The following is a 25,522-nucleotide window of genomic DNA, read 5'->3' as shown; positions in this document are numbered from 1 at the left end:
ACAAGTCACATCGTCGCCCGAGATGGCGCGGGGACGAGGAAACGCGCGACGCTGGTGAGCTTTTCGCGGGTTTCCTCGAGTTCGCGCTCCGGTGTCGATTGCGCCACGATGCCCGCGCCGGCGCGCAGCCAGGTTCGGGGTCCCTGGCGGTAGACACTGCGTAGTACCAGCGCCGCGTCCAGGGTTCCGTCCGCGCCGCTGTAGAGGCCGCGGGACGGGTCGAGGGTGCGAATCAGCTCGCACGCCTGGGCCTTGGGAATGCCTGAGGCCGTCACAGCGGAGAACAAGGTGGCCAAGGCATTCCAGCAGCTCGCGTCCGGCCGCAGTTCGCCCGCGAGTTCCGATGCCAGGTGCTGGACGCTGCCGCGCTCCTTGATCGACATGAAAGACCCGATCCGCACAGTGCCGGGGGTGCACACCTGGGCGAGTTCGGCGGCGGCGAGATGGCGTGCTCGAAGACTTCCTTGGCGTCGCGGTACAACTCCTCGCGACGGGCGGCGTTCAGAGCCAGATCGTCGTCCAAGGCTCTGGTGCCGGCCAACGGTTGCGTCGCGACCACGCCGTCGGTGCCGACCCTGGCGACGATCTCGGGACTGAAGCCCGCCATCTCCCAGTCCCCCGATCTCATCAGGAAAGACCTGGCGGGATCGTTCCCGCGTGGGCCCGCGAGGTAGGTCCCGGGCAGATCGACGTCCCCGGGGGCCGGGACGGATCTGGAGAGGATCACCTTGTCCAGCTTGCCATCGCGAATATCCTGCACGGCCGAGGCAACCGCCGCCTGGTATCGCTCGGCGTCGTGCTCGAACAGGTCGAGAGGGTGCGGGTCGTTCTCAGGTACGCGGTGTGGGAAATGATCGCTTCGGCCACTGCGGCTTCGAGCTCGCCGACCTCGTCCGGGGTTGCGGCACGAAGCAGTGCGGCGCCGGGGGTGAATCTGATCTCCTTGCGTGGAAAGAAGAACCGGGCGAGTATCGCGGTTCCGGCCCAGTCGGCGTGGCCTGCGAGTTCAAAGGTGACCCAGCCGTAGGTCCGGTCTCCCGACGAAACGACATCGGCCAGCGCGGCCCCTGCGGCAGCGAGAGGGTGCGTGGTGACGGGACGTTCGCGGCGCCGGTCACCGGTCACCGGTGACGAGTACCGCGCGGTCGGCGTACAGCTCCACGACGGAGTTCTGCTGCAGCAGGCTCAGGTCGAAGGGCTCGGCCAAGGCATCGGTGGACGCTGGTGGCGCGGTCGCCGCGGTCGCCGTACCGGCTTGCGCGACCAGACGCTGCCACGCGCGAATGGTGGGGTCGGCGGCGAAATCCGCGAAGGTGACACCTATGCCGTCGCGACGCAGATCCCCCACCACCGCCATCAAGCGCAACGAGTCGAGGCCCAGTTCCACCAGATCGGCCTCTTCCGCGAGCTCACCCGCGTCCATCCCCAGTGCCGCGGCTACCCGTTCGTGCAGGATGACTGCCCCTCAAGATGAAGCAGCTTAAACAGGCAGGCAGGCCGGTCGCGAACCGTTTGTGGCTCATGGCACAAGAAGGTGCGATACCTCGCAAACCGACCGAACGGCCGCCTCTTCGAGGACCAGGCAGCAAGTCGCCAAGCGCGAATCATGGCCGGAAACAGCGAATTCACGGCTGTGGAACAGCCGTGAGCATCAGCCCGATCGCCCTCCGGTTGCTCAGAAGTTCCGCGTGGTCACCGATCTACCGACGGAAACACCGCGCCCAGTACGTGCGCGAGAATGCCCGCGGGATCGACCGCCGGGGCGACCGTCTGCCGCAGGGCGAGGCCGATGCCTAGGGCGCCGATCATGACGACCACCTCGCGCAGCGGTAACGCCGGCTCCAGACGCAGACGGCGGGAGTGTTCGGCAAGCAGGGCGACGACGGCATCGTCGTGGTGTTGCTGGATGGCGGCGACGCGGGCGGCGGTTTCGGGCTGTTGTGCCGTTGCGGCAAGCACTTCCGCGGTTATCGCAGTCCACTTCGCCGCGTCTTTGTTCGTCTCGTCGTAGGGGGTCAGGGCCGCGATCAGCTCGTCGCGAGTGGTGGTCTGAGCGAGGGCTGTTCGCAGTCCCCCGAGGTGGGCTTCCGCGTCGGCTTCGACGATGGCCAGCCACAGCCCTTCCTTGCCGCCGAAGTGTTTGTAGACGGCGCCGCGGGTATAGCCGGCATCGGCGGCGATCTCCTCGACCGTTGCGGCGAGGAAGCCGCGACGCTGGAACACCTGCCGCCCGGCGGCCAGGAGATGTTCGTGGGTGCGTTGCTGCTGCTCGGCTCGGGTCAGCCGGGTCATCGTTCCCCTTTGCGTAACATCGCCCTGTTGAGTAACAGAGTGTTTCTGGAAACGCTACGTTACTGTACCGTCGGGAGCATGGAGTTCCTGCCGCCCGTGCTCACGTTTCTCAGCCTGCCGCTCTTCCTGGCCGGGTTCGCGTGGTACGCGGTCCGCGCTCGCCGCACCGGCAGTGGCCAATCCCTGCTGGCGCCGATCGAGGAAATCTGGGATCCGATCGCGCACAAGACGAACATCGAGATCCAGATCGAGGCCGAGCGGCAGCCGGAAACCCCCGCGCCCGGAGACCCGCCGGTGCTGCGCCGGCGATCCGGCACCTAACCGAAAAACGGTTCAGGTAGTGGTCGAGCCGGTGGACCATTCGAGCACCTGCTGGATGTCCTGCTGCAGCACCCGCGGCCCGATGTGCGGATCACTGGGCAACCCCGCGGCGTTGGCCACCGGCAATACCCCGTCGCGCATGGTCGGCGCGCACGCCCACAAGGTGGAGGCCGGCCAGGCGCGGGCGGAGGTGGCTTCCTTGCCCCGGACCACGGTCAGCGCATTCGCCCCGGCCGGTCAACGAGGCCTTCGCGCCCGAGGAGGCCTTCGCCCTGACTCAGCGCCTGGAGATCCAGGGCAAGTCCGATGGGCTCGGCGAAGCCGCCGGCCAGGATCCCCGGTTCGGCGCCGTTCACACCGGGGAGCGGGATCGGGGCGCGGTTGAGGGTGTTGCCACGGGGTTCGGCGCCGCGGTCGGTCCAGTAAACGGTAGCCATCGCGCAGTGCCAGATCGATCGGTGCGGTCGGTCCAGTAGCGGTAGCCACCGCGCAGTTCCAGATCGACCGGTTCGGGCAGGTGCGCCCACAGGGTTTCCACGTCGGTGCGGAAGGCGGCGGTCTCGCCCGGCGGAATTTCCAGCCCGGCACGGAAGATCCGGCCGAGGCCGCCCTTAGCCGGGCCTTTCTGCGTCCAGTACAGGTGTGCCGGGTCGACCGCGACGCCGACGCCCTGAGTCCCGGTGTCATCCGGTTCGTTCACGATCAGATCGGCCAGGCCCGTACCGGCCGGGCGGACCCGCGAAACCCGGCAGCCCTCGCGGTCGCTCCAGTACAGGAAGTCCTGATACGTCAGCTGTTTTCCGTGGTGATCAGCCCCCGGGCGAACACATCGGCCGTGCTCTTCCCCCAGGCTGTGAAGGGACCCTTCACAGCCCCAGAGTCCGTGAAGGGCCCCTTCACAGACCCTTCACGGCGCCGCCGACGTCGCGTTGCCGAGCAACGCACTCGGCGCGACCAGCAGCGCCTCCGACGCGATCGCCCGGCGGCGAGCCGAGCTCACGCCGCCGAAGCTCTCCGTGATGGCGATCAGCCGGGCCGCGTGGTGGGCGACGTCGGACTCGTAGGTCATGCCGATTCCGCCGTGCAGCTGGACGATCTCCTCGGCCACGGCGGTCGCCACGTCGGCCACGAAGACGAACGCGTCGTCCGCGGTGCCCGGCAGATCCACCGCCCCGCCGTTGTCGTGCGCCTCGATCACGGCGGTCGCCCACAACGCCATCGACCGGGCCAGCTCGACCCGCGAGTAGACGTCCACCGCGCGGTGCACGAGTGCTTGGAAGGTGGCCAGCGGAACGCCGAACTGCTTGCGCGTCTTGAGGTACTCCACGGTCATCGCGAGACCGGCCTCCATCAGGCCGATCGCCTCGGCCGTGATCGCGACCCGTGCCCGCGAAAAAGCCATGCGCAGAGCGGCGTCCGCAGCCCCGTCGCCGAGCCGGGCAGCAGGCGTACCGGCGAATTCGACCTGCGAGGTGTGGCCCCAGTCCGCGGCGCGGCCGTCCGCGCGGGTGATCCCGCCCGCGGTCGCCTCGACCAGGTACACCCCGGTGCGGCCGGTCTCGTCGACTGCGGTCACGAGGAACCGATCGGCCTGATCTGCGTTACGCACCGGGGATTTCACCCCGGTGAGGGAACCATCCGCGGCGGCCGTCGTCGCCGGGGCGAGGCCCCACGGACGGCCGGGTTCGGCGTGCGCGACGGCTATCGTCGTACTGCCCGCGGCGAGCTGCGGCAACAGCTGCCCGGCCTGCTCCGCCGTGCCCAGCTCGGCGATCAGCCAGGACGGCAGGTAGACGCCGTCCAGCAGCGGCTCGGCGGCCGCGTGCTTGCCCATCGCGGCCAGGCTCGTGTAGACCTCGACCGGTCCGGCGCCCGCGCCGTCGTGGTCGGCGGACACGGTCAGCCCGGTCAAGCCCAGTTCGCCGAGGGTCTGCCAGACCTGGTCGGACCAGCCCAGCTCGCTGCCGGTGGCGGCGGCGCGGCCCCCGGCCGGGTAACCGCGGCCGACCGCCTGATCCACGGTCTCGAACAGGAGCCGCTGGTCGTCGGTGAATTCGAGGTTCATGGTCTCCGGGGCTCCTTACAGACCGAGGATCGTCTTGGCGATGACGCCGCGCTGGATTTCGTTGGAGCCGCCGAAAATCGACAGCTTGCGCAGGTTGAGGTACTGCGCCGCGGAGACCGCGGCGGCCTCACCGGACGGCAGCGGTGCCTCCGTGTCCAGCAGCATGCCGTCCGAACCGGCGGCACGCATCCGGAGCAGGCTCAGCTCCTGCAACGCCTGCGTGCCCTCCAGCTTCAGCAGCGAGGACACCGGGCTGGCCTTGCCGTTCTCGGACGCGGCGGTCACCCGCAGCTGGGTGGCCTCCAGCGCGAGCAGGGTGGTCTTGACCCGGTGCAGCGCGGCGCGGAACTGCGGATCCCCGGCGAGCGGGCCGTCCTCGGTCGGCCGCCGGGTGGCAGCCGCCGCGAGGTCGGCGTAGATCCGCTGGGAGGCACCGATCTGCGCGATACCGTTGCGCTCGTTGCCGAGCAGGAACTTCGCGTAGCTCCAGCCCTTGTTCTCCTCGCCGACCAGGTTCTCCACCGGCAGCCGGACGTCGTCGAAGAAGAACTCGTTGACCTCGGCGCTGCCGTCGATCAGCCGGATCGGCCGGCGTTCGACGCCCGGGGTGTTCAGGTCGAGCAGCAGGAAGGACAGGCCCTGCTGCTTGCGCGGGGCGTCCGGATCGGTCCGCGCGAGCACGAACATCCAGTCGCCGTACTGACCGAGCGTGGTCCAGGTCTTCTGGCCGTTGAGCACGTAGTGGTCGCCGTCGCGGCGCGCGGTGGTGCGCAGCCCGGCGAGGTCGGAACCGGCCTCCGGCTCGGAGAAGCCCTGCGACCACCAGATGTCCAGATTCGCGGTGGCGGGCAGGAACTTGCGCTTCTGCTCGGCGCTGCCGAACTCGGCGATGATCGGGCCGACCATGCTCACGTTGAACGCCAGCGGTTGCGGGATGCCCGCCCGCTGCAGTTCCGCGGAGTACAGGTGCGATTGGGTCGGCGTCCAGCCGCGGCCGCCCCATTCCCGCGGCCAGTGCGGCACGGCGAGCCCGTGCTGGTTGAGCACGCGCTGGCTGGTGACGATGTCCTCGCGGGTGGTCCGGCCCAGCGTGCTGCGCCGGCGGACGTCCTCCGGGATCTTGCCGAGGAACACCTCGCGCAGCCCGTCGCGGAACTCGCGATCCGCGGGGGAAAGCTCCAGGTCCATCTGTTCAGGTTCCCTTCCGGTCGTCGGCCGGCGGCGCCGGGTGCCCGCCCCGGGATCTCGTGCCGATCGAGGCTTCGCCTCGAACGCTATTCAGCAGGCCGGAGCAGGGGAATGACCGAGTCCCTCAGAGCGGTATGACCACAGTGATAACACCACGCCGTGATCGTATTACCTTGATCGCCGCTCCTGCGTGGGCTCGGCACTCTGCGAGATCGGAGCACCTCGTGAAAGCAGTTCGCTTCAGCCGGTTCGGCGGACCGGAAGTCCTGGAGATCGTCGAGCTTCCGGACCCACACCCCGAGCCTGGGCAGATCCGGATCGCCGTACGCGCGCCCGGGGTCAACCTCAGCGACTGGAAGAAGCGCAAGGGCCTGATGCTCCCGCAGACGATGGGTCACGAAGCCGCGGTCGTCGACGAACTCGGCGAAGGCGTCCACGACGTGGTTGTCGGCGACCGGGTGTTCGGCTTCTCCGCGGACGGCACAGCGCGAGCCGAGCTGGCCGTACTGGCCTGCTACGCACCGATTCCGCCTTCGCTCGGCTTCCCCACAGCCGCGTCGTTGCCCGCCCCCATCGAGACGGCCGTACGCGCGCTGGACCAGCTAGGCGTCACCGCGGGCAGCACGGTGCTCATCAACGGCGCTTCGGGCAGTATCGGCAGCCCCGGGCTCGATTTGCTGCCGGTAAGGGCTGTGAAGGGGCCCTTCACGGACTCAGAGTCCGGTAAGGGCCCCTTCACGGACTTGATCCGGGGAGGTCCCGCGGTAGGGCTCAGGCCGTGCACTCCCACGCGCTCGACGAGATCGGCCAACTGGTCGAGTCCGGACGCTTCGCACCCCCGGCAGCGCAGGCCTTCCCCCTCACTGAAGTCGCCGAAGCGCACCGCGTCAGCGAAGAAGGCCGCGTACGCGCGAAGCTCGTCCTGGTGACCGGCGCGGCGCCTTACACGTTCGGCCCAGCACCATCCGGCGCGAAGCCGCTATAGGCTGGATGAAGTGGAGATCCACCATCTTCGGTACTTCCTCGCGGTCGCGCGCGAGCTGAACTTCACCCGCGCGGCACGGTCGTTGCACATGTCCGTGCCGCCGCTCAGCCAGCGCATCCGGGACCTCGAACGAGAGCTGGGCGAGCCGCTGTTCGACCGATCCACGCACCACACCCGGCTCTCCGCGGCCGGTGAGGCGCTGCTGCCGCTCGCCGAGTCGGTCGTTTCCGGGTTCGACGCCATTCCCGAGCGCATCCAGTCCCGGGACCGGCGCACGGACGTGCGGCTGGCGGTGCCCGACGTGCTCAACCCCCTGCACCGCCGCCGGCTCAGCGATTCGCTTCGGTCCATGCAGGAGGGCTACCGGTTCAGCCTGCGCCAGATGCCGTCGCTGAACATGGAATCCGCGCTGCTGGCCAACTCCCTCGACCTGGCGATCTCGCACCTGGGCACCACCGACGACCGGCTGTCCACCATCGTGCTCTACCGCGAGCCGCTCGGCGCCGTGGTGGACACCTCCCTGTTCCCCGGCCGGACCTCGCTGACCCTCGCCGACCTGCGTGGCTTCCAGTACCTGCAGGGACCGCGGCACTGGGACCTCGGCGAGCGGCGGGCCGAGCAGTTGGCCGCCCGTGGCGTGCAGGTCGACCCGGACGCGCAGTTCTCCGATCTCAGCGGCCTGCAGATCTTCCTGCGCAGCACGAAGAGCTTCGCACTGGCACCGCTCGAATCGAACACCGCGCTCGCGCTCGATCCGGCCGAATGCACGGTGCTGCCGGTCGAGGACCTCGCCGCGACGCTGACCACGTTCCTGCTCCGCCGCACCGCGCAAACCGCGATGGACCCGGTGGTGGAGGTCCTCCGCCACGCCCGCTGACGACCCCGATCGGGTCTTTACATCTTGCTCTCTCTTGTCAATATGGCTGTACATCGCTTACCGTTCTGTAAAGCCCAGCCGACGGAGGAGGGCGCGATGCGCGAGCTGACCGGCACGGTGCCCCTCGGCTCGACCGAACGGTGGACCGACCGCAAGCGGTACCTGTGGCTGATTGGGCTCGTCGTGCCGTCGCTGGCGTTCCTCGCCCTCGGCCTGCACGCGGCCACCGGCTGGGGCGTGTGGTTCTGGATCGGGCCGATCGTGATCCTGGTCGTGGTGCCCGCGATCGACCTGATCGCCGGGCTGGACCGGAGCAACCCGCCGGACGACGTCATCGAGGCTTTGGAGCAGGATCGCTACTACCGGTGGATCACCTACCTGTTCCTGCCCATCCAGTACCTCGGGTTCGGCTTCGCCTGCTGGCTGATCGTCCACGGCGGACTGTCCGTTGTGGACAAGATCGGGCTGGCGGTGTCGATCGGCTGCATCGGCGGGATCGGCATCAATACCGCACACGAACTGGGGCACAAGAAGGAAAGCCACGAGCGCTGGCTGTCCAAGATCGCGCTGGCGCAGAGTTTCTACGGGCACTTCTACATCGAACACAACCGCGGCCACCACGTTCGTGTGGCCACCCCGGAGGATCCGGCCAGCAGCCGCGTCGGCGAGAGCTTCTACCGGTTCTGGCCACGCACCGTCTTCGGCTCGCTGAAGTCGTCGTGGCGGCTGGAGCGCAAGCGTTACGCGCGGCGCAGCCGGCATCCGTACCGGATCGGCAATGACGTGCTCAACGCGTGGCTGATGTCGGCGGTACTGTGGGCGGCTATGCTCGCCTGGCTGGGCATCGGTGTCCTGCCGTACCTGCTGATCCAGGCAGTGGTCGGGTTTTCCCTGCTGGAAGTCGTGAACTACATGGAGCACTACGGGATGCTCCGGCAGCGGGTCGGACAAGCGGGACGGCGCCGGTACGAGCGGGTGAATCCCAGCCACAGCTGGAATTCGAACAATATCGCCACGAACGTGCTGCTGTACCACCTGCAGCGGCACAGCGATCACCACGCCAATCCGACCCGGCGTTACCAGACCTTGCGTGATTTCGCCGAATCCCCGGTGCTGCCCACCGGTTACGCCGGGATGATCGTGCTCGCGCTCATTCCCCCGCTGTGGCGCCGCGTGATGGACCCGAGGGTCCGCGCGCACTTCGACGGCGACCTCAGCCGGGCCAACATCCAACCGAGCAAGCGCGACAAGATCCTTGCCCGACAAGGAGTCTCCGCGTCCAGACCGGCCGCCGAGCTGTCCGATGTGCACGGTGACGCGGCCGAAGGCGGGATGTGCCCCGGATGCGGCTACGTCTACGACGAGCACCGCGGCGACCCACGCGAGGGTTTCCCGGCGGGCACTGCGTGGTCGGCGATCCCGGACTCGTGGTGCTGTCCCGACTGCGGGGTAAGGGAAAAAGTAGACTTCGTGGCTCCAGGCAGGATGCGTACGTGAAACCCACCGCTGTGAAGGGGCCCTTCACGGACTCTGAGTCCGTGAAGGGCCCCTTCACGGACTCCGTGGCAGCCAAGGTGCTCCCGGTGCCGTCGGCCGAGGGCGGCCAGCACCGGCAGCCGATCATCACCGCGGCGATCGAGCTGACCGCTCGTTCGGGCTGGTCGGCGGTGACCATGGCTCGGCTGGCCGAGCTGGCCGGGGTCAGCAGGCAGACGGTGTACAACGAGATCGGCTCGAAACCCGCGCTGGCCGAGGCGATGATCGCGCACGAGCTGGGCCGGTTCCTCGCCGTCGTCGGCGCCGCCTTCGACCGGTACCCGGACGATCTCGTGGCCGCGATCCGCGAAGCCGTCCGCGCCGTCCTCGAACTGGCCGACGACAACGTCCTGCTCCGGGCGATCGCCTCGGCCACGCACGGCACGGACACCGAGTTCCTGCCCCTGCTGACCACCCGCGCCGGCACCCTGCTCACCGAGGCGAAAACCGTGCTGACCGAACGCGTCCGCGGCTACGCGCCGCCGCTGACCGGCGAGCAGCTCACCGCGGTGATCGACGTGGTGATCCGGACCGTGCTCAGTCACGTGATGCAGCCGTCGGACACCCCCGCCCGCACGGCGGACACGCTGGCCTGGCTGGCCGCACGGCTGCTGGACGCCGGCGCTTGACAAATAGAGTTGTCAATGCGAGGTTCGAGCCATGGCCGACCTCGTACCGTTCCTGATGTTCCAGAAGCGCGACGCCGCCGAAGCGATGGAGTTCTACACCTCGCTGCTGCCCGGTGACACGGTGCTGTCCGACCAGCGCTACGGCGCGGACGGCCCCGGCCCGGAGGGCACGATCGTGATGGCGGAGTTCACTGTGGCCGGTCAGCGCGTGCGCTGCAGCGACAGCTTCGTCCGGCACCAGTTCGACTTCACCCCGTCCGCCTCCCTGTTCGTCACCCTGGACAGCAAGGAAGACCTCGAACGGGTCTTCGCAGCCCTCTCCGACGGCGGCGGGGCGCTGATGCCGCTGGACGACTACGGATTCGGGCCGTTCGGCTGGGTGAACGACCGCTGGGGAGTGTCCTGGCAGCTGAGCGCGCCGACCCCGAACTGAGCGAGCTACTCCTCCGCCGAGGACTCCCGCCGGGCCTTCGCCCGGCGCTTGCCCTCGTGCATGGCCGCCACCCTGGCCACCGGAATGGTGTACCCCTCGGCCACCAGATCAGCCGGAAGCTGTTGCGGAGCAGGAAGTTCCTCCGCCCACGGGTCGGTGCCGCCAAGGAGCCCGGGCGCTGTGCGCACGGTGAAGTCCGTGGGCATCACGGCGTCCGCGTCGGCCCAGCGAACCGGGAACGAAACCGGTGCGCCGGGCCGGATCCGGGGGCTGTACACCGCGGCCACGGTGGCGCCGCCCGCCCTGGTCGAGTCCAGGAACACCTTGCCGTGCCGATCTTCCCGGATGAACGCCGTGGTCGCCAGATCCGGATCGAGCCGCTCCGCACGAACCCCGACCGCCCGGGTGGCCGCGGCGACGTCCGCAAAGGACTGACCCGCGTCCAGCGGCACGAACACGTGTACACCCTTGGCACCGCTGGTTTTCAGCGCACCGGACAGCCCCACGTCGGCCAATGCCCGGCGGACCAGCCTGGCGGCCGCCACCGCGACGCCGAACGGCGCGCCCTCCGGCGGATCGAGATCCATGATCAGCTCGGCCGGACCGTCCTGCCCCACCCGGGTGAGCGCTGGATGCAGTTCCACCGCCCGCTGGTTCCCGAACCACAACAGGGTGCGCCGATCGTTGCACAGCCCGTACGTGACCGTGCGGCGCGAGCTTTCCGCCCACATCCGCGTGCGCGGCACCCATTCCGGGGTGTACTTCGGCAGGTTCTTCTGCATGAACGCTTCCTGCCCCCGCAGCACCCGCATCACCGAGAGCGGCCGATCGGCCAGCGCGGGCAGCACCCGGTCGGCCACCGCGTCCAGGTAGTCCACGAGGTCGCGTTTGGACACCCCCGCCCCGGAGAACAGCTCCTGGTCGAGATGGGTAAGCCGGACGCCGTGCCGTTCCTCGTCGGACGCGCTCATCCCGCCAGCCTTGCCGACGGGGTGCATTCCGGTCAACCACCGAGCGCTTCGCGGGCGAACTCGATCAACGCCCGCGCGGCCGGCCCGGACGGCCCGGCGGCCCGCCAGGCCAGAGCGAGCTGTCCACGCAACGACGGACGCAGCGGGAGCCGGTGCAGCCCGGCGGGGCTGTGAAGGGGCCCTTCACGGAATCAGAGTCCGTGAAGGGCCCCTTCACGGACTTCGGGCGGGCTCAGCGCTCCAGCACGATGACCGGAATGACCCGGCTGGTCTTCTCCTGGTAATCGGCGAAACCGGGCATCTCCGCGGTCATCGCGGCGAACAGCCGGTCGCGCTCGGTGCGGTCTTCGACGATCTTCGCGGTCACCGGGAATTCTTCGGTACCGACCTCGACCGTCGTTCTCGGGTGGGCGCGCAGGTTGTGGTACCAGTCCGGATTCGTGTCAGCGCCCTGTTTCGACGCGATGATCACCAGCCGGTCGCCGTCGGTGGTGTAGGCCAGCGGGGAGACGCGCTTCTGGCCGGTCTTTGCACCGATGTGGGTGAGCAGCAACAGCTTCCCGCCTTCGAACGGGCCGCCCACTTTGCCCCCGTTCGCACGGAATTCCTCGATGATTCTCTGGTTCCAGTCCGCCATTCCGGTCTCCTCAGCTCGTGCCGATGCCAACAGTGAACGCCGCCCGACTGTTCCGCGCTCAGCCAAGCCAGCTCGCCTGCGGACCGTCGCACCGATCGGGCCACGGCACGTCGTGCTGAAACCACCACGCCTGGCAGACCCGGCCGTCCGGCAGCGTGTACCGCGGCGGGCCGGGCACCTGGCGCAGCCCGGCCGCCGTCAGCGAACGGCCGCTGGCCACGTTGCCGACCTCGGCGCCCGCGCGCACCCTGGTCAGCCCGAGGTGCCCGTGCGCGAGTACCAGCCCGGCGGCGAACAGCTCGCGGCCGAACCCGCGCCCGCGGTAGCCGGGGGCGAGGTAACCACCGGTCTCCGGGCCGCCGTCCTCACCCGCGTGCACACTCACCAGCCCGGCGCAGCGGCCGGCGGCGAGGTCGATCGCGACCACGTCGACCGAATGCGGATCCGGTGCCGGCCACTCCGGCCCGGTGCCGGGGACCACCCGCATCGCCTCGGCGCGCATCGGCTCGGCGACCACGGAGCCGGGCAGCCAGCCGAGCCACCGCTGCGCCGCCGGGTCACTGCCGCCCGCCACCGCGGCGGCGTACTCCCAGGCCGTCGGCGTCCGGAAGAGGAACCGGCCGAGGGTGAACGCATGGCCCCGGCGGTCGCAGCTGCGCTTGGCCATCAGCCTGCCGCGCCGGGTCAACCGGCTCAGCAGGGGTTGGGCGGACATGTCGACCATTGCGGCGGAAATGCTACTCGCCGACGCACAGCCGTGAAGGGGTCCTTCACGGACTCTGATTCCGTGAAGGGGCCCTTCACGGACCCTTGGCCCCGGGTATGGTCACCGGGTGACGGTCGTACCGGAGACAACCGACGCCGAAACCGGCCGCGCGGCGCAGCCCCGGCAGCTCATCGTGTCGGTCTACGGTCTGCACCACCGGACCGGCGGCGGATGGCTGTCCGTGGCCACGCTGATCGGCCTGCTCGCCGAGGCCGGCGTGGACGAACCGGCGGTGCGCTCCTCGATCTCCCGGCTCAAGCGCCGCGGCATCCTGCAGGCGGTCCGCCACGACGGCATGGCCGGGTACGAGCTGTCGGCCACCGCGCTGGACATCCTCCGCGAAGGCGACGAACGCATCTTCCGTCGCGAGCGGGCCGCTCTCGGCGCGGGCTGGCTACTGGCGGTGTTCTCCGTGCCCGAGGCGGAGCGGCACAAGCGGCACGTGCTGCGTACCCAGCTGTCCCGCCTCGGCTTCGGCACCGCGTCCTCGGGCGTCTGGATCGCGCCGGCGCATCTGCACGAGGTCACCGCGGCGACGCTCGTCCGGCTCGGCCTGGACGGGTACGCCGATCTCTTCCACGCTGAGCATCTCGCGTTCGGCGACGCCCGCGAGAAGGTACGCGAGTGGTGGGATCTCGGCCAGCTCGACGAGCTGTACACCGCGTTCCTCGAAGAGCACGAGCCGACGCTGCGGCGCTGGCAGCGGCGCCGGACGACCCCGCTCGACGAAGCGTTCGCCGACTACCTGCGCGTGCTCACCGGCTGGCGGCGGATGCCGTACCTGGACCCGGGTCTGCCGGCCGAGCTGCTGCCGCCTGGCTGGTCCGGAATCCGTGCCGCGGAAGTGTTCTTCACCCTGCACGACCGCCTGGAGTCCTCGGCACAGCAGTATCTCCGGCAGGCGCTCAGCGGCTGATCACCGCGAAACCCTGGACCTCCACCAGCGCTTCGACGTCCCACAGCCGGCTCACTCCGATCCCGGCCATCGCCGGGTACTCCGTGCCGACGAGCCTCTTCCACACCCGGCCGATCTCACGCGCGTGGGCGCGATAGTCGTCCATATCGACGATGTACACGGTGAGACTGCACAGGTCCGACGGTTCACCCCCCGCCGCGCGCAACGCCGTGAGCAGGTTGCCGAGCGCGCGTTCGAACTGCGCCACCACGTCCTCGCCGACGATCCGGTTGTCCACGTCCAGCGCGGTCTGCCCGGCGAGGAACACGAACCGGCCCTCCGCGGTCACCACGTGCGAAAAGCCCGACGGACGCGCCAGCTCGGGCGGGTTGATCCGTTCCATAGCGGCCAGCGTAGCTCATCTCTCGTATTCTTGACGGTCGTACGTAGTGCGACATATCCTGAGCCTCGTGCGAATTTCGGTGCTAGGCGGCGGTCCGGCCGGGCTGTACTTCGCCGTGCTTGCGAAGCAGCTGAACCCGGCGCACGAGATCACCGTCTGGGAGCGCAACGCGCCCGACGACACGTTCGGCTTCGGCGTGGTGTTCTCCGACGAGACCCTCGGCGGGATCGAACATGCCGACGCCGTGGTGCACGAGGCGATGAGCCGCGAATTCGCTCGCTGGGACGACATCGACGTGCACTACCGCGGCACCGTGACCACCTCGGGCGGGCACGGTTTCGCGGCGATGAGCCGCAATCGGCTGCTGGCGATCCTTCAGCAGCGCTGCCGCGATCTCGACGTGGACGTGCGCTTCTCCACCCCCGCCCCGGATGCCGCCGGACTCGCCGCGGAATACGATCTCGTGGTCGCCGCGGACGGGGTGAATTCGGCGGCGCGGACCAGGTTCGCCGGGGCATTCGGGCCGTCGGTGGAAACCCGGCAGTGCCGTTACCTCTGGCTGGGCACCGATCTCGTTTTCGACGCGTTCAAGTTCCACGTCCTCGAAACCCCGCATGGGATCATGCAGATCCACGGCTACCCCTACGGACGCGACGGCAGCACGTTCATCGTGGAGCTGCACGAGCAAGTGTGGCAGCGGGCGTTCGCGCCGATCGCCGCGAGCGGGCTGGGGCCGGGGGAAAGCGACGAGAAGTCGATCGAGCTGATCCGCGAGCTGTGCGCCGATGTGCTCGAAGGGCACCGGATACTGGCCAACAACTCCAAGTGGGGCACCTTCGGCACGGTGCGTTGTGAACGCTGGGTGCACGGCAACGTCGTACTGCTCGGCGATGCCGCGCACACCGCGCACTTCTCCATCGGCTCCGGCACGAAGCTCGCCATGGAAGACGCTCTTGCGCTTGCCGCCTGCCTGCACGAACAGCCGAACGTGCCGGAAGCCCTTGCTGCGTATGAGGAAGAGCGCCGGCCGGTGGTCGCCTCCACTCAGCGGGCCGCGCAGGCGAGTCTCGAATGGTTTGAAAACCTCGCGCAGTACACGCATCAGGAGTCGGCGCAGTTCGCGTTCAACCTGCTCACCCGCAGCCGCCGCGTCACCTACGACAACCTCAAGCTGCGCGACCGCGAGTTCACCGCCGAGCTGGACGAGTGGTTCGCCGGTTCACTGGGCACGACCGTGGCCCCGCCGATGTTCCAGCCGGTGCGGATCGGCCCGCTGGAGCTGGCCAATCGCGTCGTAGTGTCCCCTATGGACATGTACTCCGCTGTGGACGGTGTGCCGGGCGAATTTCACCTGGTGCACCTCGGAGGCAAGGCACTCGGCGGCGCCGGGCTGGTGATGACCGAGATGATCTGCGTGTCCGGGCAGGGCCGGATCACGCCGGGCTGCCCCGGACTCTACACCGCCGAGCAGGAACGGGCGTGGCAGCGGATCGTCGATTTCGTGCATCGGGAGACGCCCGCGAAGATCGGCCTGCAGCTGGGACATTCCGGCCGCAAGGGCGCCACGAAACTGATGTGGGAAGGCATGGACGACCCGCTGCCGGAAGGCGGGTGGGAGGTCTGCGGTCCGTCGCCGCTGCCGTACTCGCCGAAGAATCAGACCCCGCGTGAGCTGTCCATTGTGGAGCTTTCGGAGATCCGCGAACAGTTCGCCTCGGCCACGCGCGCCGCGGCCCGTGCCGGATTCGATCTGCTGGAACTGCATTGCGCGCACGGATATCTGCTGTCCTCCTTCCTGTCCCCGCTCACCAATCACCGCACTGACGAGTACGGCGGCTCACCGGAGAACCGGCAGCGGTTCCCGCTGGAGGTGTTCGACGCGATGCGCGCGGCGTGGCCGGCGCAGCGGCCGATGACCGTCCGGATCTCGGCCACGGACTGGTTCCCCGGCGGCAACGACGCCGACGAAGCGGTGGCGATCGCGCAGGCATTCGCCGAGCACGGCGCAGCGGCGATCGACGTGTCGACCGGGCAGGTGGTCAGCGAGGAGCGGCCCGAATTCGGGCGCAGCTACCAGACCCCGTACGCCGACCGCATCCGTAACGAGGTCGGCAGGCGCTACGGCACGGCGGTGATCGCGGTCGGCGCGATCTCCTCCTACGACGACGTGAACTCGCTGATCCTGGCCGGCCGCGCGGATCTGTGCGCGATCGGGCGCAGCCACCTCTACGATCCACAGTGGACTTTGCACGCGGCGGCCGAGCAGGACTACCCCGTCGCCTGGCCCCTGCCGTGGGCGGCCGGGAAGCGAAAGCCGCAGACCGGCCGCACGGACGGACCACAGCCACGGCTGGACCTCGTCCGCACCGGCGGGCACCAGACCGCACATGCCCGCTGGCGACCGGAGAGCGCCCGATGAACGCGTTCGCCCTGACGCCGGAGCAACGAGCACTGACCGCTTCGGTCCGTCAGATCGCCGCCGACCGGCTCCGCCCGCTGGCCGCAGCGGGCGCCGAAGGTGCGGTGAACCGGCCGCTCCTCAAGGCGATGGGCGCGGACGGCCTGCTCGCGCGCCTGTTCCCCGGAGTCGAAAGTGGACAGCCGACCCGGCAGGCGGCTGCGATGGATCTCTGCCTGCTTCGGGAGGCACTCGCCGGGCAGTGCACCGAAGCGGAGACCGCGCTTGCGTTGCAAGGGCTTGGCAGCTATCCGATTCTCCAGTCCGGTGTGGACGAACAGGTGTCCCGCTGGCTGCCCGCAGTCGCTTCCGGTGACGCGGTTGCCGCGTTCGCGCTCACCGAGCCCGAGGCCGGTTCGGACGCCGCCGCGTTGCGGCTGGCCGCCGAGCCCGACGGCGACGGCTGGCGGCTGACCGGCGAGAAGATGTGGATCTCCAACGCGCCGGAAGCCGATTTCTACACGGTTTTCGCCCGGACGACCCCGGGTGCGGGCGCCCGGGGCGTGAGTGCGTTCGTGGTGCCCGGCGACCGGTCCGGGCTCGGCGGGGAGCATCTCGACCTGGTGAGCCCGCATCCGATCGGCACGCTGGTGTTCGACGGCGTTCGCGTGGACCGTGACGAACTGCTGGGCGAGGAGAACCGCGGTTTCGCCGTCGCCATGCGGACGCTGGACTTGTTCCGCCCGAGCGTCGGAGCGTTCGCCGTCGGGATGGCGCAAGCCGCGCTGGACGCGGCCGTGGAATACACCGCCGAGCGCGAAGCCTTCGGCGGACCGTTGGTCAAGCAGCAAACTGTCGCGCACACGCTCGCGGAGATGGCCACCCGCACCGAAGCCGCGCGGCTTCTCGTGTACACCGCAGCTTCGGCGTACGACGCGGGTGAACCGAATCTCGCCGGACGCGCAGCGATGGCCAAGCTCTTCGCCACCGAAGCAGCGCAGTACGTCGTCGATTCGGCCGTGCAACTGCATGGCGCCCGCGCGCTCCGTCGTGGCCATTTGCTCGAACACCTCTATCGCGAGGTCCGTGCGCCCCGGATTTACGAAGGGGCGTCGGAAATCCAGCGCACCATCATCGCCCGATCGCTACGAGACAGCCACGGGACCACGTCTGCCTGACGCGCAGCCGGCACCGCGCGGCGGGGCTTCCGATCGAGCCAGCGTGGCCCACATCCTGTTCACCCCAGGCGTGAGCTGCGCCCGCTCCGCTACGAGTGCACCAGCTGGTGCACTCGCTGATAGGACACCCCAAGTACGGCGCCGACGTCGCGCAACGGGATCTCCTCGGCGAGTTCCTTCGCGAGGCTGGATGCCTCGGCCGCAGCACGGTCGACCAGCTCTTTCGCGCGGGCGCGTTGCTCCTCGATCGCCTTGAGCCGTCCGGCGATGCCGGTGACCTCGCCGACAGCGTCGATCCGGAGGTCGACTTCCACGTCCTCGAGGTCGGCGCCGACGCTGGCAGCGATGTACTCGCGGGCCATGAGGGGTGCCTCGCCGAGGCGACGGGCCTGGGTGAGCCCGTCGATCTCGGGAATGTGCACCATCCACCAGTTCCCTTCGCGGGTAACGGTTACCTGGTAGGTCTTCACTGCTCGGCCTCCTCGATTGCCTTCAGGATCTTGCGGGCCACCCCGGCCGAGATGGTGCGGTGTCCGTCGGGCACGGCGATCTGGACTTTGCCGTCCTCGGACTTCCCCATCGTGTGACTGCCAACGGTGCGGACAGGCTGGAATCCGGTGGCCCGGAGGGCTTTCACCATCTTGCGGGTGGGCTGGTCGCCAACCATGAGGCTAGTCAAGTCAGCCTAGACAAATCAAGTCAAGGCGGCCTAGACGCGGAAGGGACGCGTGCGGCGCCACGACGAGTGTGCTCCACCCACGGCCGCCCCGAGCTGGCGCCCGCCGGCCAAGGCCGTGCGATCAGCGCGCACAAGGCAGACCGCAAGCGGCACAGCGCACGCGGCCGCGGCGACGACCACCGGCACGAGACTCGGTTCCGCACCCAGGTGGGCACCGCATCCGACGGCCAGCCCACCCGGACCAGCGAGCATGGCCGAATACCGCGGATGCGCTGGTTACGGACAGTCCACTGTGCACGGATCGTGCTGGACCGGAGAACGGGGCAAGCCCGGCAGGTGGCGATGGGCCGTCATCTCCCCCCGGGGACCACGGCCCACCGCGTTTCACCATCTCCCACGCCACGTGCGGCCGGACCGGTTCAGGGGGCGGCCCTAGCCGGTCCGGCTCCACCTGGCACGCCCCGGCTGGGGGTCCCGGGGTTGCCGGGTGGATTCGCACGCGACTGCCCGCGACGCTAGCCGCGGCCACCACGCACGTCAGGCACCGCGCGAAGAGTCCGCCCCAACGGGCACCATCCCCGCCCGTCCGCGCCGGAAACCTTGCGGTTGAGTCATTTTCCGGGAATGCGCTCCGCGTACGCCTCCACCAGCTGGGCTTCGGCGTCGTCGAGATAGGTGGCGAGCAGGTCGGCGCTACGGACACCGTCCCCCGCTTCGAGGACAGTCAAGATTTCGTGATTGCGCGGCAGGTACCGCTCATGGAATCGACGCGGGTCGGCCATCACGTGGAAGACCAGGCGCAGTTCCGCGGTGAGCCCCTGCATCAGCTCGGCTACACGAGCACTGTCCATGAGCGCCACTAGTTCGGTGTGAAACCGGATGTTCGCGGTGCCGAGGTCCTGCCAGCGGGCCTCGCGAGCGGCCCGGTCCCCGTCCGCCACGGTGCCCGCGATCCGCCGGTAGCTGCCCGGTTTCCCGGTGACCCCGCGGACTGCCGCGCATTCCACGATCTTGCGCACCCGGTAGATGTCGCGGACGTCCTCGACGCTCGGCATCCGCACGAACACGCCGCGGTTCAGCTCGTGCACCAGCAGCCGTTCGTGGGTCAGCAGCCGGAACGACTCACGCAGAGTATTGCGGGAAACGCCCAGCGCGCTGCCGATGTCCTGTTCGGAAAGCCGGCTGCCGGGCGGGAAGAAGCCCTCCGCGATCCGGGTGCGCAGCACGCCGGCCACGCGCTCGGCGGTACTCGTCCGGCCCAGCAGTCCGCGATCGGCTGCCAGCCCCGGCGGGGTGTCCTCGGTGCCCACCGGACCGAGCCTAGCCAACAAATGAGGGACGATCCACTGAGAGCCTTGTGGGATTGTTCAACAATCCATACGGTACCCCTTTGTGACCTGTGCCACTCTGAGTCGTCCCCTGTGAGGTGCTGACCCATGAACGTCCCTGTCACCGAAGGCACCACGGACGCGGTCCGCCCGTTCGCCTGGTACCGCTCCCTCGGCCACAAGGGCCGACGCGCTTTCCTCGGGGCGTTCGGCGGATACGGCCTCGATTCATTCGACTACCAGACCCTGCCGTTCGGACTGGCCGCGATCACCGCGTACTTCGGCATCAGCTCCGAAGAAGCCGGCCTGCTGAGCACCACGACGCTGGTGGTGTCCGCGATCGGTGGGGTCGGTGCAGGGGTGCTGGCCGACCGCATCGGCCGCGTACGCACGCTGCAGCTGACCATCGCGATGTACACCGTCTTCACGGTGCTGTGCGGCTTCGCGCCCAATTTCGAGACACTGCTGATCTTCCGCGGCCTTCAGGGTCTTGGGTTCGGTGGTGAGTGGGCGGTCGGCGCGGCGCTGGTGGCCGAGTACTGCGCTACGCGCTACCGCGGCCGCACTGTCGCCTTCGTACAGAGCGCGTGGGCAGTGGGCTGGGGCCTGCTGGTGATCATGTACACCGTGCTGTTCAGCGTGCTCGATGCCGACATCGCGTGGCGCGCGCTGTTCTGGATCGGTGTGCTCCCCGCGTTGCTCGTGCTGTGGGTACGACGCAGCGTCGAGGATGCTCCGGAGGTCACGGCGCGCCGTACGGCGACGAAGAGCCGTGGTTCGCTCGTCGCCATCTTTCAGCCTGGCTTGTTACGCAGCGGCTTTCCTCGCGACCGGCGTACAGGGCGGCTACTACACACTGTTCACATGGATGCCGAACTACCTCAAGGTGAGCCGCGGCTTGTCCGTGGTCAACACTGGCGGGTACTTCGCGCTGCTGATTCCGGGCGCGTTCATCGGCTACATCTGCGGCGGGTACCTCAACGGACGCCGTACGTATCAGCGGCGCGATGCCCGCGATACACGGAGCGCCGGTGCATGTCGGTGATCCGGCGGAGCTGGGCATCGCCGACCTGGACCGGCCGGACTTCGGTGATCCGGTGGTGTGGCCGAGCCGGGCGACGTGCCGGTGTTCTGGGCGTGCGGGGTCACACCGCAGGCCGTGCTGATCGCGTCCCGGCCCCCGTTCGCCATCACGCACGCACCGGGGTACATGTTCTTGACCGACCAGCGAGACCGCGACTACCGGGTGGACCGACATGGATCTCAACAGCGACCTCGGCGAAGGCTTCGGCGCCTGGAAAATGGGCGACGACGAAGCCATGCTCGACATCGTGACCAGCGCGAACGTCGCGTGCGGCTTCCACGCCGGGGAAGCGCGGGTGATGCGTCGCGTGTGCGACCGCGCGGCAGAGCGCGGAGTCGCCATCGGAGCGCACGTCGGCTATCGCGACCTGGCCGGGTTCGGCCGGCGCGCGCTCGACATCGCTCCGGAAGACCTCGCCGACGAAGTGCTCTACCAAATCGGTGCGCTCGACGGCTTCGCGCGCGCCGCGGGCAGTCGCGTGCGCTACGTCAAGGCGCACGGCGCGCTGTACAACACCGCGGCCGTTGACCAGGAGCAGGCTGCTGCACTCGTCGAAGGCGTACGGCGATACCACGAGGATCTGGCGCTGCTGTGTCCTCCGGATTCGGAGATGCTCCACGCTGCGAGGGCAGCCGGCGTCCTGACGTACGCAGAAGCGTTCGCGGACCGTGCGTACACGCCTGAAGGCCGGCTGGTGTCGCGAAAGAAGCCCGGAGCTGTTCTTCACGACGCGTCGACCGTCGCGACGCGCGCGCTCACCATGGCGACCACCGGGGACATCACCGACATCGAAGGCGGGCAGCTGACGCTTCGCGCTGACTCTCTGTGCGTACACGGGGATACACCGGGCGCGGTCGAGTTGGCCCGCCGAATCCGCGCTTCGCTCACCGAAGCCGGTGTACCGCTGAGGTCGTTCGTGTGATGCGGATCTTGCGGTACGGCGACTCGGCAGTGTTGGTAGAGGTAGACGACGTACTGGGCCTTCAAGCCGCGTGCCAGGCCGATCCTCCAGAAGGCGTCGTGGAGCTGGTCCCGGCAGCACGCACGTTATTAGTGCAGTTCGACCCGACACGCACCGACGCAGCCACGATCAGCCGTGCACTATCCGAACTGTCCATAGTGGAACAGCCGACCCGCGAAGCGGACACTGTCACGCTGTCAGTGCGCTACGACGGCGCAGACCTGGCCGAGGTCGCCGACGCCACCGGCTATTCGGTCGAGGAGGTCGTACGACGACATTCCGTGGGAACGTACGTCGCAGCGTTCTGCGGCTTCGCACCGGGATTCGCGTACCTGACCGGGCTCGACCCACAGCTGCACTTACCTCGCCGCAGTACGCCACGGACGCGCGTGCCAGCCGGCGCGGTTGCCATCGCAGGCGAGTACACGGCTGTCTACCCGCATCCGTCACCAGGCGGCTGGCATCTGCTCGGGCACACCGACGCCCCGGTCTGGGACATCGAGCGGCCGCAGCCGAACCTGCTGTCGCCGGGCACTCAGGTGCGGTTCGAGGTGCTCGATTGACCGGCAAAGCCGAGATCCTCGATCCCGGGCCATTCGCCACCGTCCAGGGCCTCGGGCGCACGGGGTACGCGACGGTGGGCGTCGGACGGTCCGGCGCGGCCGACCGTGGCGCGCTGAACTCGCGAACCGGCTCGTGGGCAACCCCAAGACACACGCTGCACCCGAAGTGACGCTCGGCGGACTACGGATGCGGGTGTCGGAACACTCGACCGTCGCAGTCATCGGCGCAGAGGTACCGGTTCAGGCCGGGGGCCACGCGGCGGCGACGTACGCACCGATCATGCTGCGTCCCGGCGAAGAACTCCGGCTGGGCACAGCCGAGCGAGGACTGCGCAGCTACGTCGCGGTACGCGGCGGCTTCGACCTGCCACCGGTACTCGGCGCATGCGCCACCGACACGCTGGGCGGACTAGGCCACCGCCACTCACCGCCGGAATGAGCCTGCCGATCGGCCGTCTCGTCCACGGCTGGCCTGCGGCCGACTTCGCGCCTCGCCCGCCGTGGGCCGAATAACCGTTGCTGCGCCTGGAACTGGCCCACGGGTGGACTGGTTCACCGGCTCCACACTGTCCACTGTGGTCGGTACTGACTATACCGTGACCAGTGATCTCGACCGGGTCGGCGTGCGGCTTTCCGGACCCGCGCTCACCCGCGTGCGCCATGGCGAGCCAGCTCCCGAGGCGGCCGTGCCGGGCGCGCTGCAGGTGCCGCCGTCCGGAATGCCGATCCTGTTCCTCGCCGATCACCCGGTGACCGACGGTTATCCCGTGGCCGCGGTCGTCCCCGAGCCCGATCTGGACCTCGCCGCGCAGCTGCGGCCGGGGCAACGGGTGCGGTTCACGCTGCGAGGCCGGACACTCGCAGCGTGAGATTGAGCCGCCCGGTCAGGCCGAGCTCCGGATCCGCGGTACCGGGCAACGTCTTCGGCACCCCGTGAAAGGCCAGCCGGGCCGCGCCGCCGAACACGAACAAGTCGCCGGACCGCAGCTCGATGTCGGTATACGGACGGTTACGGTGCTCGGTGTTGCCGAAGCGGAACACGCACGTGTCGCCGAGGCTGAGCGAGACCACCGGGTCCGGGGACCGCTCGTCCTTGTCCTGGTGCATGCCCATTTTCGCGGCATCGTCGTAGTAGTTCACCAGGGCGACATCCGGGTGGTAATCCGCGGCCGGACGACCATAGGCATCGGCCAGCGCGCGACGGCCGAGGTCGGCGAGCCAGCCGGGGAACGGCTGCACCGGCGAACCGTCCTCGCGCGTACGCGAGTAGCGGTAGGGCAGCCACTGCCAGCCGAGACACACTGTGCGTACGGACATCACGCCGCCACCGGGCAGCCGGGTCGCGCGGTATCCGCGCCAGCCACGGCACGCCTCGACGAGCGCGCGCTGCTGCGCGGGATCGAGCCAGTCCGGGACGTGTACCGCCCCCGGCACGATCTCCCTACGCGGTCGCGGCAGCAGCGCATCCGATGGGTCCACCGGGCCGATTGTGCCGGGCGGACGGCCGCAGGAGCCACCCGTGCGGGCGCTCCTGCGGCGGGTTCCCCTCGCCACTTGCCGCCACGACCGCAGACTTCCACACCCCCGCCGCCCGCACCAGCCCCGATCAGCTACAACTCGGAAACAAGATCGCCCGCCGTCGCGCGCCAGGACGTCCGTGAAGGGAACCTTCACAGCCGCAGAGTCCGTGAAGGGGCCCTTCACAGCCGCAGAGTCCAGGGTTCCGGCAAAGTCGGTGTGAGGGGGCGCAGACTGCGGAGGTCCGTGAAGGTCCGTGAAGGGGCCCTTCACAGACTCAGAGTCCGTCAAGGGCCCCTTCACAGACCCGGGACAGGTCCGGCGCACACACCACGAGGTGGTCGCGCGTCTCGAACACCTCCGCTTCGCCTGCTGCCGGACGCAATCGATAGCTTCGCTTGCTGCCGGGCGTAATCGATCGAGATGGCAGGCGCCGTCGATGATGACGCGGCAGCCACCGCTCTCCCTGCTGATCACGGGTCCTCGACCAACTTTGCCGGGACCCTGTCCGCAGAGTCTGTGAAGGGCCCCTTCACAGACCTGGGGGCGGATGGCCCCCGCGCGGACGTGGCGGGCCGAGCAACCGAATCAGCGCGCCGTCCGGCACGCCGAGGATGTCTTCGAGACTCCTCAACGCCCGCAAGGATTCCGGACGCTCGGGGCGGCAGCGCGCGGACTGCCAGTGACTCAGCGTGGCGAGGCTGATCGGCGTGCCCCGGCTGCGCAGGCGGTACCTGATCCGTTCCAGGCCGAGCCCGCGGACCCGGATCGCCGTTCTCAATGCCTCCGCGAACGGCCCGCTTTCGAGCAGCCGCTCGAGTTCCGGCACCGTCGGGTGCTCTTGCCCGACCGCTCGCCGACCGGTCATCGCGCACGCTCCGAACCAACCATCTGCGGGAAATCCCAGAGAGGGTAGGCCCGCGGGCAGCTTGATCGGAAGAGCCCTCACCCACGCGCGGGCAGCCCCGCCGCGATCTCCGCAAGCGTTGCGGCGTAACCGGAATTGACCGTCACATAGGAAATTCCCCACCGCTGCCGCCAGCGGGCAAGGGTGTCCGCGGCGGCCGAGGGATCCGAAGGCAGCACCGTGACCGCCTTCTCCTCGATCAGCTGCGGCACGTCGATCCCGGTGAACTTCGCCAGCTGCGGGGACGGAACGGCGCCGATCGCGACCAGGTTCACCGCCAGTTCGAGGTCCCGGCCGCCCGCCTCCGCCCGCAGAGTGTCCACAATGGAATCTGCTTGCTCCTCGGTGGTCCGCGGGGACCAGGCGAAGGTGACTGTGTCCGCGGTCCGCGCGGCGAGCCGGAGCATCCTGCGCCCGGCGGCGGCGAGCAGCAGCCGAGGCCGGGAAGGCGACTCACGGAGCAGATCGAGAGTGTCGGCGAGCCGGGCGACGCGTTCGGCCGGAGCGGCGAACTCACGGCCGAGCGCGGCCGCCTGCGCGCCGGCACCCGGATGCCCGACGCCGAGCCCCAGCTCGAACCGCCCACCGGTGGCCCGATGCAGTGAATCGACCTGCCAGGCGAGCTGACGGGCGTCGCGGAAGGGATCGGCGAGGACGAACGTGCCGACGGTCAGCCTGCTGGTCACCGCCGCGGCGGCCGGGACGAGCGTCAACGGGTCGAGCCCGCCGACCGGATCGGTCGCGAGCATCGTGTCCAGGCCGAGTTCCTCGATCCGGCGGGCCTGCGCGGTCCAGGACGCCAGATCCGGGGCGTACCCGGCGACGATGCCAAAGCGGAACTGTTCGGTGGTCATGCCGACCATGGTCGGCGACGGCGCGGGACGGCACATCCGCCCGGCGGCGACACC

27 protein-coding genes and 5 pseudogenes are annotated in these 25,522 nt (G+C 69.2%); 14 read left to right on the top strand and 18 right to left on the bottom strand.

Annotated features, from left to right (window positions below; translation table 11 throughout):
* Window positions 1-5: 5 nt before the first annotated feature.
* The 3 genes and pseudogenes from ATK36_RS20865 to ATK36_RS20855 form a co-directional block, all read right to left on the bottom strand.
* A pseudogene (locus tag ATK36_RS20865) lies at window positions 6-760 on the bottom strand (chorismate-binding protein).
* A gap of 354 nt (window positions 761-1,114) precedes the next feature.
* Window positions 1,115-1,453 carry a phosphopantetheine-binding protein gene (locus ATK36_RS20860; RefSeq protein WP_281259113.1) on the bottom strand — a complete coding sequence of 113 codons (339 nt, stop codon included), beginning with the start codon at window positions 1,451-1,453 and terminating at the stop codon, window positions 1,115-1,117.
* Between the two features lie 239 nt (window positions 1,454-1,692).
* Window positions 1,693-2,292 carry a TetR/AcrR family transcriptional regulator gene (locus ATK36_RS20855; RefSeq protein WP_098513062.1) on the bottom strand — a complete coding sequence of 200 codons (600 nt, stop codon included), beginning with the start codon at window positions 2,290-2,292 and terminating at the stop codon, window positions 1,693-1,695.
* 78 nt (window positions 2,293-2,370) lie between these two features.
* Between ATK36_RS20855 and ATK36_RS20850 the strand changes: the two genes are divergently transcribed.
* Window positions 2,371-2,613, top strand: coding sequence for a hypothetical protein (locus ATK36_RS20850; RefSeq protein WP_245914946.1), 243 nt, complete (start codon window positions 2,371-2,373; stop codon window positions 2,611-2,613).
* 12 nt (window positions 2,614-2,625) lie between these two features.
* Here the strand turns inward: ATK36_RS20850 and ATK36_RS20845 are convergent, their stop codons facing one another.
* From ATK36_RS20845 to ATK36_RS20830, 5 genes are all read right to left on the bottom strand, one after another.
* The gene (locus ATK36_RS20845; RefSeq protein WP_098513061.1) at window positions 2,626-2,826 is read right to left on the bottom strand and encodes a hypothetical protein; all 201 of its coding nucleotides are present in this window, start codon (window positions 2,824-2,826) and stop codon (window positions 2,626-2,628) included.
* Between the two features lie 2 nt (window positions 2,827-2,828).
* Window positions 2,829-2,969, bottom strand: coding sequence for a hypothetical protein (locus tag ATK36_RS32940; protein ID WP_211291914.1), 141 nt, complete (start codon window positions 2,967-2,969; stop codon window positions 2,829-2,831).
* Window positions 2,966-3,313 (bottom strand): hypothetical protein, encoded by a 348-nt coding sequence (locus ATK36_RS20840; protein ID WP_211291913.1) that lies wholly within the window; start codon window positions 3,311-3,313, stop codon window positions 2,966-2,968. Before ATK36_RS20840 ends, ATK36_RS32940 begins: the two co-directional genes overlap by 4 nt.
* Before the next feature lie 207 nt (window positions 3,314-3,520).
* Entirely contained in the window at window positions 3,521-4,678 is a 1,158-nt protein-coding gene (locus tag ATK36_RS20835; RefSeq protein ID WP_098513060.1) for an acyl-CoA dehydrogenase family protein, read from the bottom strand.
* A gap of 15 nt (window positions 4,679-4,693) precedes the next feature.
* The gene (locus ATK36_RS20830; protein ID WP_098513059.1) at window positions 4,694-5,866 is read right to left on the bottom strand and encodes an acyl-CoA dehydrogenase family protein; all 1,173 of its coding nucleotides are present in this window, start codon (window positions 5,864-5,866) and stop codon (window positions 4,694-4,696) included.
* Window positions 5,867-6,090: 224 nt separating this feature from the next.
* Between ATK36_RS20830 and ATK36_RS34440 the strand changes: the two are divergent.
* From ATK36_RS34440 to ATK36_RS20805, 5 genes and pseudogenes are all read left to right on the top strand, one after another.
* A pseudogene (locus tag ATK36_RS34440) lies at window positions 6,091-6,851 on the top strand (zinc-binding dehydrogenase).
* A gap of 10 nt (window positions 6,852-6,861) precedes the next feature.
* A complete protein-coding gene (locus ATK36_RS20820; protein WP_098513058.1) occupies window positions 6,862-7,728 on the top strand; it encodes a LysR family transcriptional regulator in 867 nt (288 codons plus the stop codon).
* Between the two features lie 96 nt (window positions 7,729-7,824).
* Entirely contained in the window at window positions 7,825-9,225 is a 1,401-nt protein-coding gene (locus tag ATK36_RS20815; protein ID WP_098513057.1) for a fatty acid desaturase, read from the top strand.
* 41 nt (window positions 9,226-9,266) lie between these two features.
* The gene (locus ATK36_RS20810) at window positions 9,267-9,893 is read left to right on the top strand and encodes a TetR/AcrR family transcriptional regulator (protein ID WP_245914942.1); all 627 of its coding nucleotides are present in this window, start codon (window positions 9,267-9,269) and stop codon (window positions 9,891-9,893) included.
* A 31-nt stretch (window positions 9,894-9,924) separates the two neighbouring features.
* Window positions 9,925-10,326 (top strand): VOC family protein, encoded by a 402-nt coding sequence (locus ATK36_RS20805; RefSeq protein WP_098513056.1) that lies wholly within the window; start codon window positions 9,925-9,927, stop codon window positions 10,324-10,326.
* Between the two features lie 5 nt (window positions 10,327-10,331).
* On the opposite strand, the gene ATK36_RS20800 is transcribed toward ATK36_RS20805, so the two are convergent.
* From ATK36_RS20800 to ATK36_RS20785, 3 genes are all read right to left on the bottom strand, one after another.
* Window positions 10,332-11,297: a DNA polymerase domain-containing protein gene (locus ATK36_RS20800; RefSeq protein WP_098513055.1), complete on the bottom strand. Its 966-nt coding sequence runs from the start codon at window positions 11,295-11,297 to the stop codon at window positions 10,332-10,334.
* Window positions 11,298-11,529: 232 nt separating this feature from the next.
* The gene (locus ATK36_RS20790; RefSeq protein ID WP_098513054.1) at window positions 11,530-11,934 is read right to left on the bottom strand and encodes a nitroreductase family deazaflavin-dependent oxidoreductase; all 405 of its coding nucleotides are present in this window, start codon (window positions 11,932-11,934) and stop codon (window positions 11,530-11,532) included.
* A 58-nt stretch (window positions 11,935-11,992) separates the two neighbouring features.
* Entirely contained in the window at window positions 11,993-12,649 is a 657-nt protein-coding gene (locus ATK36_RS20785; RefSeq protein ID WP_098515051.1) for a GNAT family N-acetyltransferase, read from the bottom strand.
* Between the two features lie 118 nt (window positions 12,650-12,767).
* Between ATK36_RS20785 and ATK36_RS20780 the strand changes: the two genes are divergently transcribed.
* Window positions 12,768-13,616 (top strand): PaaX family transcriptional regulator, encoded by an 849-nt coding sequence (locus tag ATK36_RS20780; protein WP_098513053.1) that lies wholly within the window; start codon window positions 12,768-12,770, stop codon window positions 13,614-13,616.
* Here ATK36_RS20780 and ATK36_RS20775 read toward each other — a convergent pair.
* On the bottom strand, window positions 13,606-13,998 hold the full coding sequence (locus ATK36_RS20775; RefSeq protein WP_098513052.1) for a RidA family protein: 393 nt from the start codon (window positions 13,996-13,998) through the stop codon (window positions 13,606-13,608). The two genes, ATK36_RS20780 and ATK36_RS20775, sit on opposite strands and share 11 nt — an antisense overlap.
* 67 nt (window positions 13,999-14,065) lie before the next feature.
* Here ATK36_RS20775 and ATK36_RS20770 point away from each other — a divergent pair, with 67 nt between their 5' ends.
* Window positions 14,066-16,417: a bifunctional salicylyl-CoA 5-hydroxylase/oxidoreductase gene (locus tag ATK36_RS20770; protein WP_098513051.1), complete on the top strand. Its 2,352-nt coding sequence runs from the start codon at window positions 14,066-14,068 to the stop codon at window positions 16,415-16,417.
* The gene (locus tag ATK36_RS20765) at window positions 16,414-17,574 is read left to right on the top strand and encodes an acyl-CoA dehydrogenase family protein (protein WP_098513050.1); all 1,161 of its coding nucleotides are present in this window, start codon (window positions 16,414-16,416) and stop codon (window positions 17,572-17,574) included. Before ATK36_RS20770 ends, ATK36_RS20765 begins: the two co-directional genes overlap by 4 nt.
* 89 nt (window positions 17,575-17,663) lie before the next feature.
* Here ATK36_RS20765 and ATK36_RS20760 read toward each other — a convergent pair whose 3' ends face one another.
* The 3 genes from ATK36_RS20760 to ATK36_RS20750 form a co-directional block, all read right to left on the bottom strand.
* Window positions 17,664-18,044: a HicB family toxin-antitoxin system gene (locus ATK36_RS20760; protein WP_098513049.1), complete on the bottom strand. Its 381-nt coding sequence runs from the start codon at window positions 18,042-18,044 to the stop codon at window positions 17,664-17,666.
* Window positions 18,041-18,241, bottom strand: a complete 201-nt coding sequence (locus tag ATK36_RS20755) for a type II toxin-antitoxin system HicA family toxin (protein ID WP_098513048.1) — start codon at window positions 18,239-18,241, stop codon at window positions 18,041-18,043. The genes ATK36_RS20760 and ATK36_RS20755 overlap by 4 nt, the downstream gene beginning before the upstream one ends.
* Before the next feature lie 623 nt (window positions 18,242-18,864).
* Entirely contained in the window at window positions 18,865-19,563 is a 699-nt protein-coding gene (locus ATK36_RS20750) for a GntR family transcriptional regulator (protein ID WP_098513047.1), read from the bottom strand.
* A gap of 126 nt (window positions 19,564-19,689) precedes the next feature.
* Here ATK36_RS20750 and ATK36_RS20745 point away from each other — a divergent pair.
* From ATK36_RS20745 to ATK36_RS32935, 5 genes and pseudogenes are all read left to right on the top strand, one after another.
* A pseudogene (locus tag ATK36_RS20745) lies at window positions 19,690-20,560 on the top strand (MFS transporter); the annotation flags it as partial.
* Window positions 20,561-20,567: 7 nt separating this feature from the next.
* A pseudogene (locus ATK36_RS20740) lies at window positions 20,568-20,830 on the top strand (D-glutamate cyclase family protein); the annotation flags it as partial.
* 7 nt (window positions 20,831-20,837) lie between these two features.
* Window positions 20,838-21,587 carry a LamB/YcsF family protein gene (locus ATK36_RS20735; protein ID WP_098513046.1) on the top strand — a complete coding sequence of 250 codons (750 nt, stop codon included), beginning with the start codon at window positions 20,838-20,840 and terminating at the stop codon, window positions 21,585-21,587.
* The gene (locus ATK36_RS20730) at window positions 21,587-22,189 is read left to right on the top strand and encodes a 5-oxoprolinase subunit B family protein (RefSeq protein ID WP_098513045.1); all 603 of its coding nucleotides are present in this window, start codon (window positions 21,587-21,589) and stop codon (window positions 22,187-22,189) included. The genes ATK36_RS20735 and ATK36_RS20730 overlap by 1 nt, the downstream gene beginning before the upstream one ends.
* Window positions 22,186-23,058 (top strand): annotated as a pseudogene (locus tag ATK36_RS32935) (5-oxoprolinase subunit C family protein). The gene ATK36_RS20730 and the pseudogene ATK36_RS32935 overlap by 4 nt, the downstream one beginning before the upstream one ends.
* On the opposite strand, the gene ATK36_RS20720 reads toward ATK36_RS32935, so the two are convergent.
* The 3 genes from ATK36_RS20720 to ATK36_RS20710 all read right to left on the bottom strand — a co-directional run bounded on the left by ATK36_RS20720 (window position 23,027) and on the right by ATK36_RS20710 (window position 25,468).
* The gene (locus ATK36_RS20720) at window positions 23,027-23,668 is read right to left on the bottom strand and encodes an alpha-ketoglutarate-dependent dioxygenase AlkB family protein (protein ID WP_098513044.1); all 642 of its coding nucleotides are present in this window, start codon (window positions 23,666-23,668) and stop codon (window positions 23,027-23,029) included. The pseudogene ATK36_RS32935 and the gene ATK36_RS20720 overlap by 32 nt on opposite strands.
* 571 nt (window positions 23,669-24,239) lie before the next feature.
* A complete protein-coding gene (locus tag ATK36_RS20715) occupies window positions 24,240-24,575 on the bottom strand; it encodes a transcriptional regulator (RefSeq protein ID WP_098513043.1) in 336 nt (111 codons plus the stop codon).
* A 77-nt stretch (window positions 24,576-24,652) separates the two neighbouring features.
* Window positions 24,653-25,468, bottom strand: a complete 816-nt coding sequence (locus tag ATK36_RS20710) for an LLM class flavin-dependent oxidoreductase (protein WP_098515050.1) — start codon at window positions 25,466-25,468, stop codon at window positions 24,653-24,655.
* Window positions 25,469-25,522: the final 54 nt, after the last annotated feature.

Origin of the sequence: Amycolatopsis sulphurea (genome assembly GCF_002564045.1) — a bacterium.
GTDB lineage: Bacteria > Actinomycetota > Actinomycetes > Mycobacteriales > Pseudonocardiaceae > Amycolatopsis > Amycolatopsis sulphurea.
This window is presented reverse-complemented; position numbering and strand designations above follow the sequence as displayed.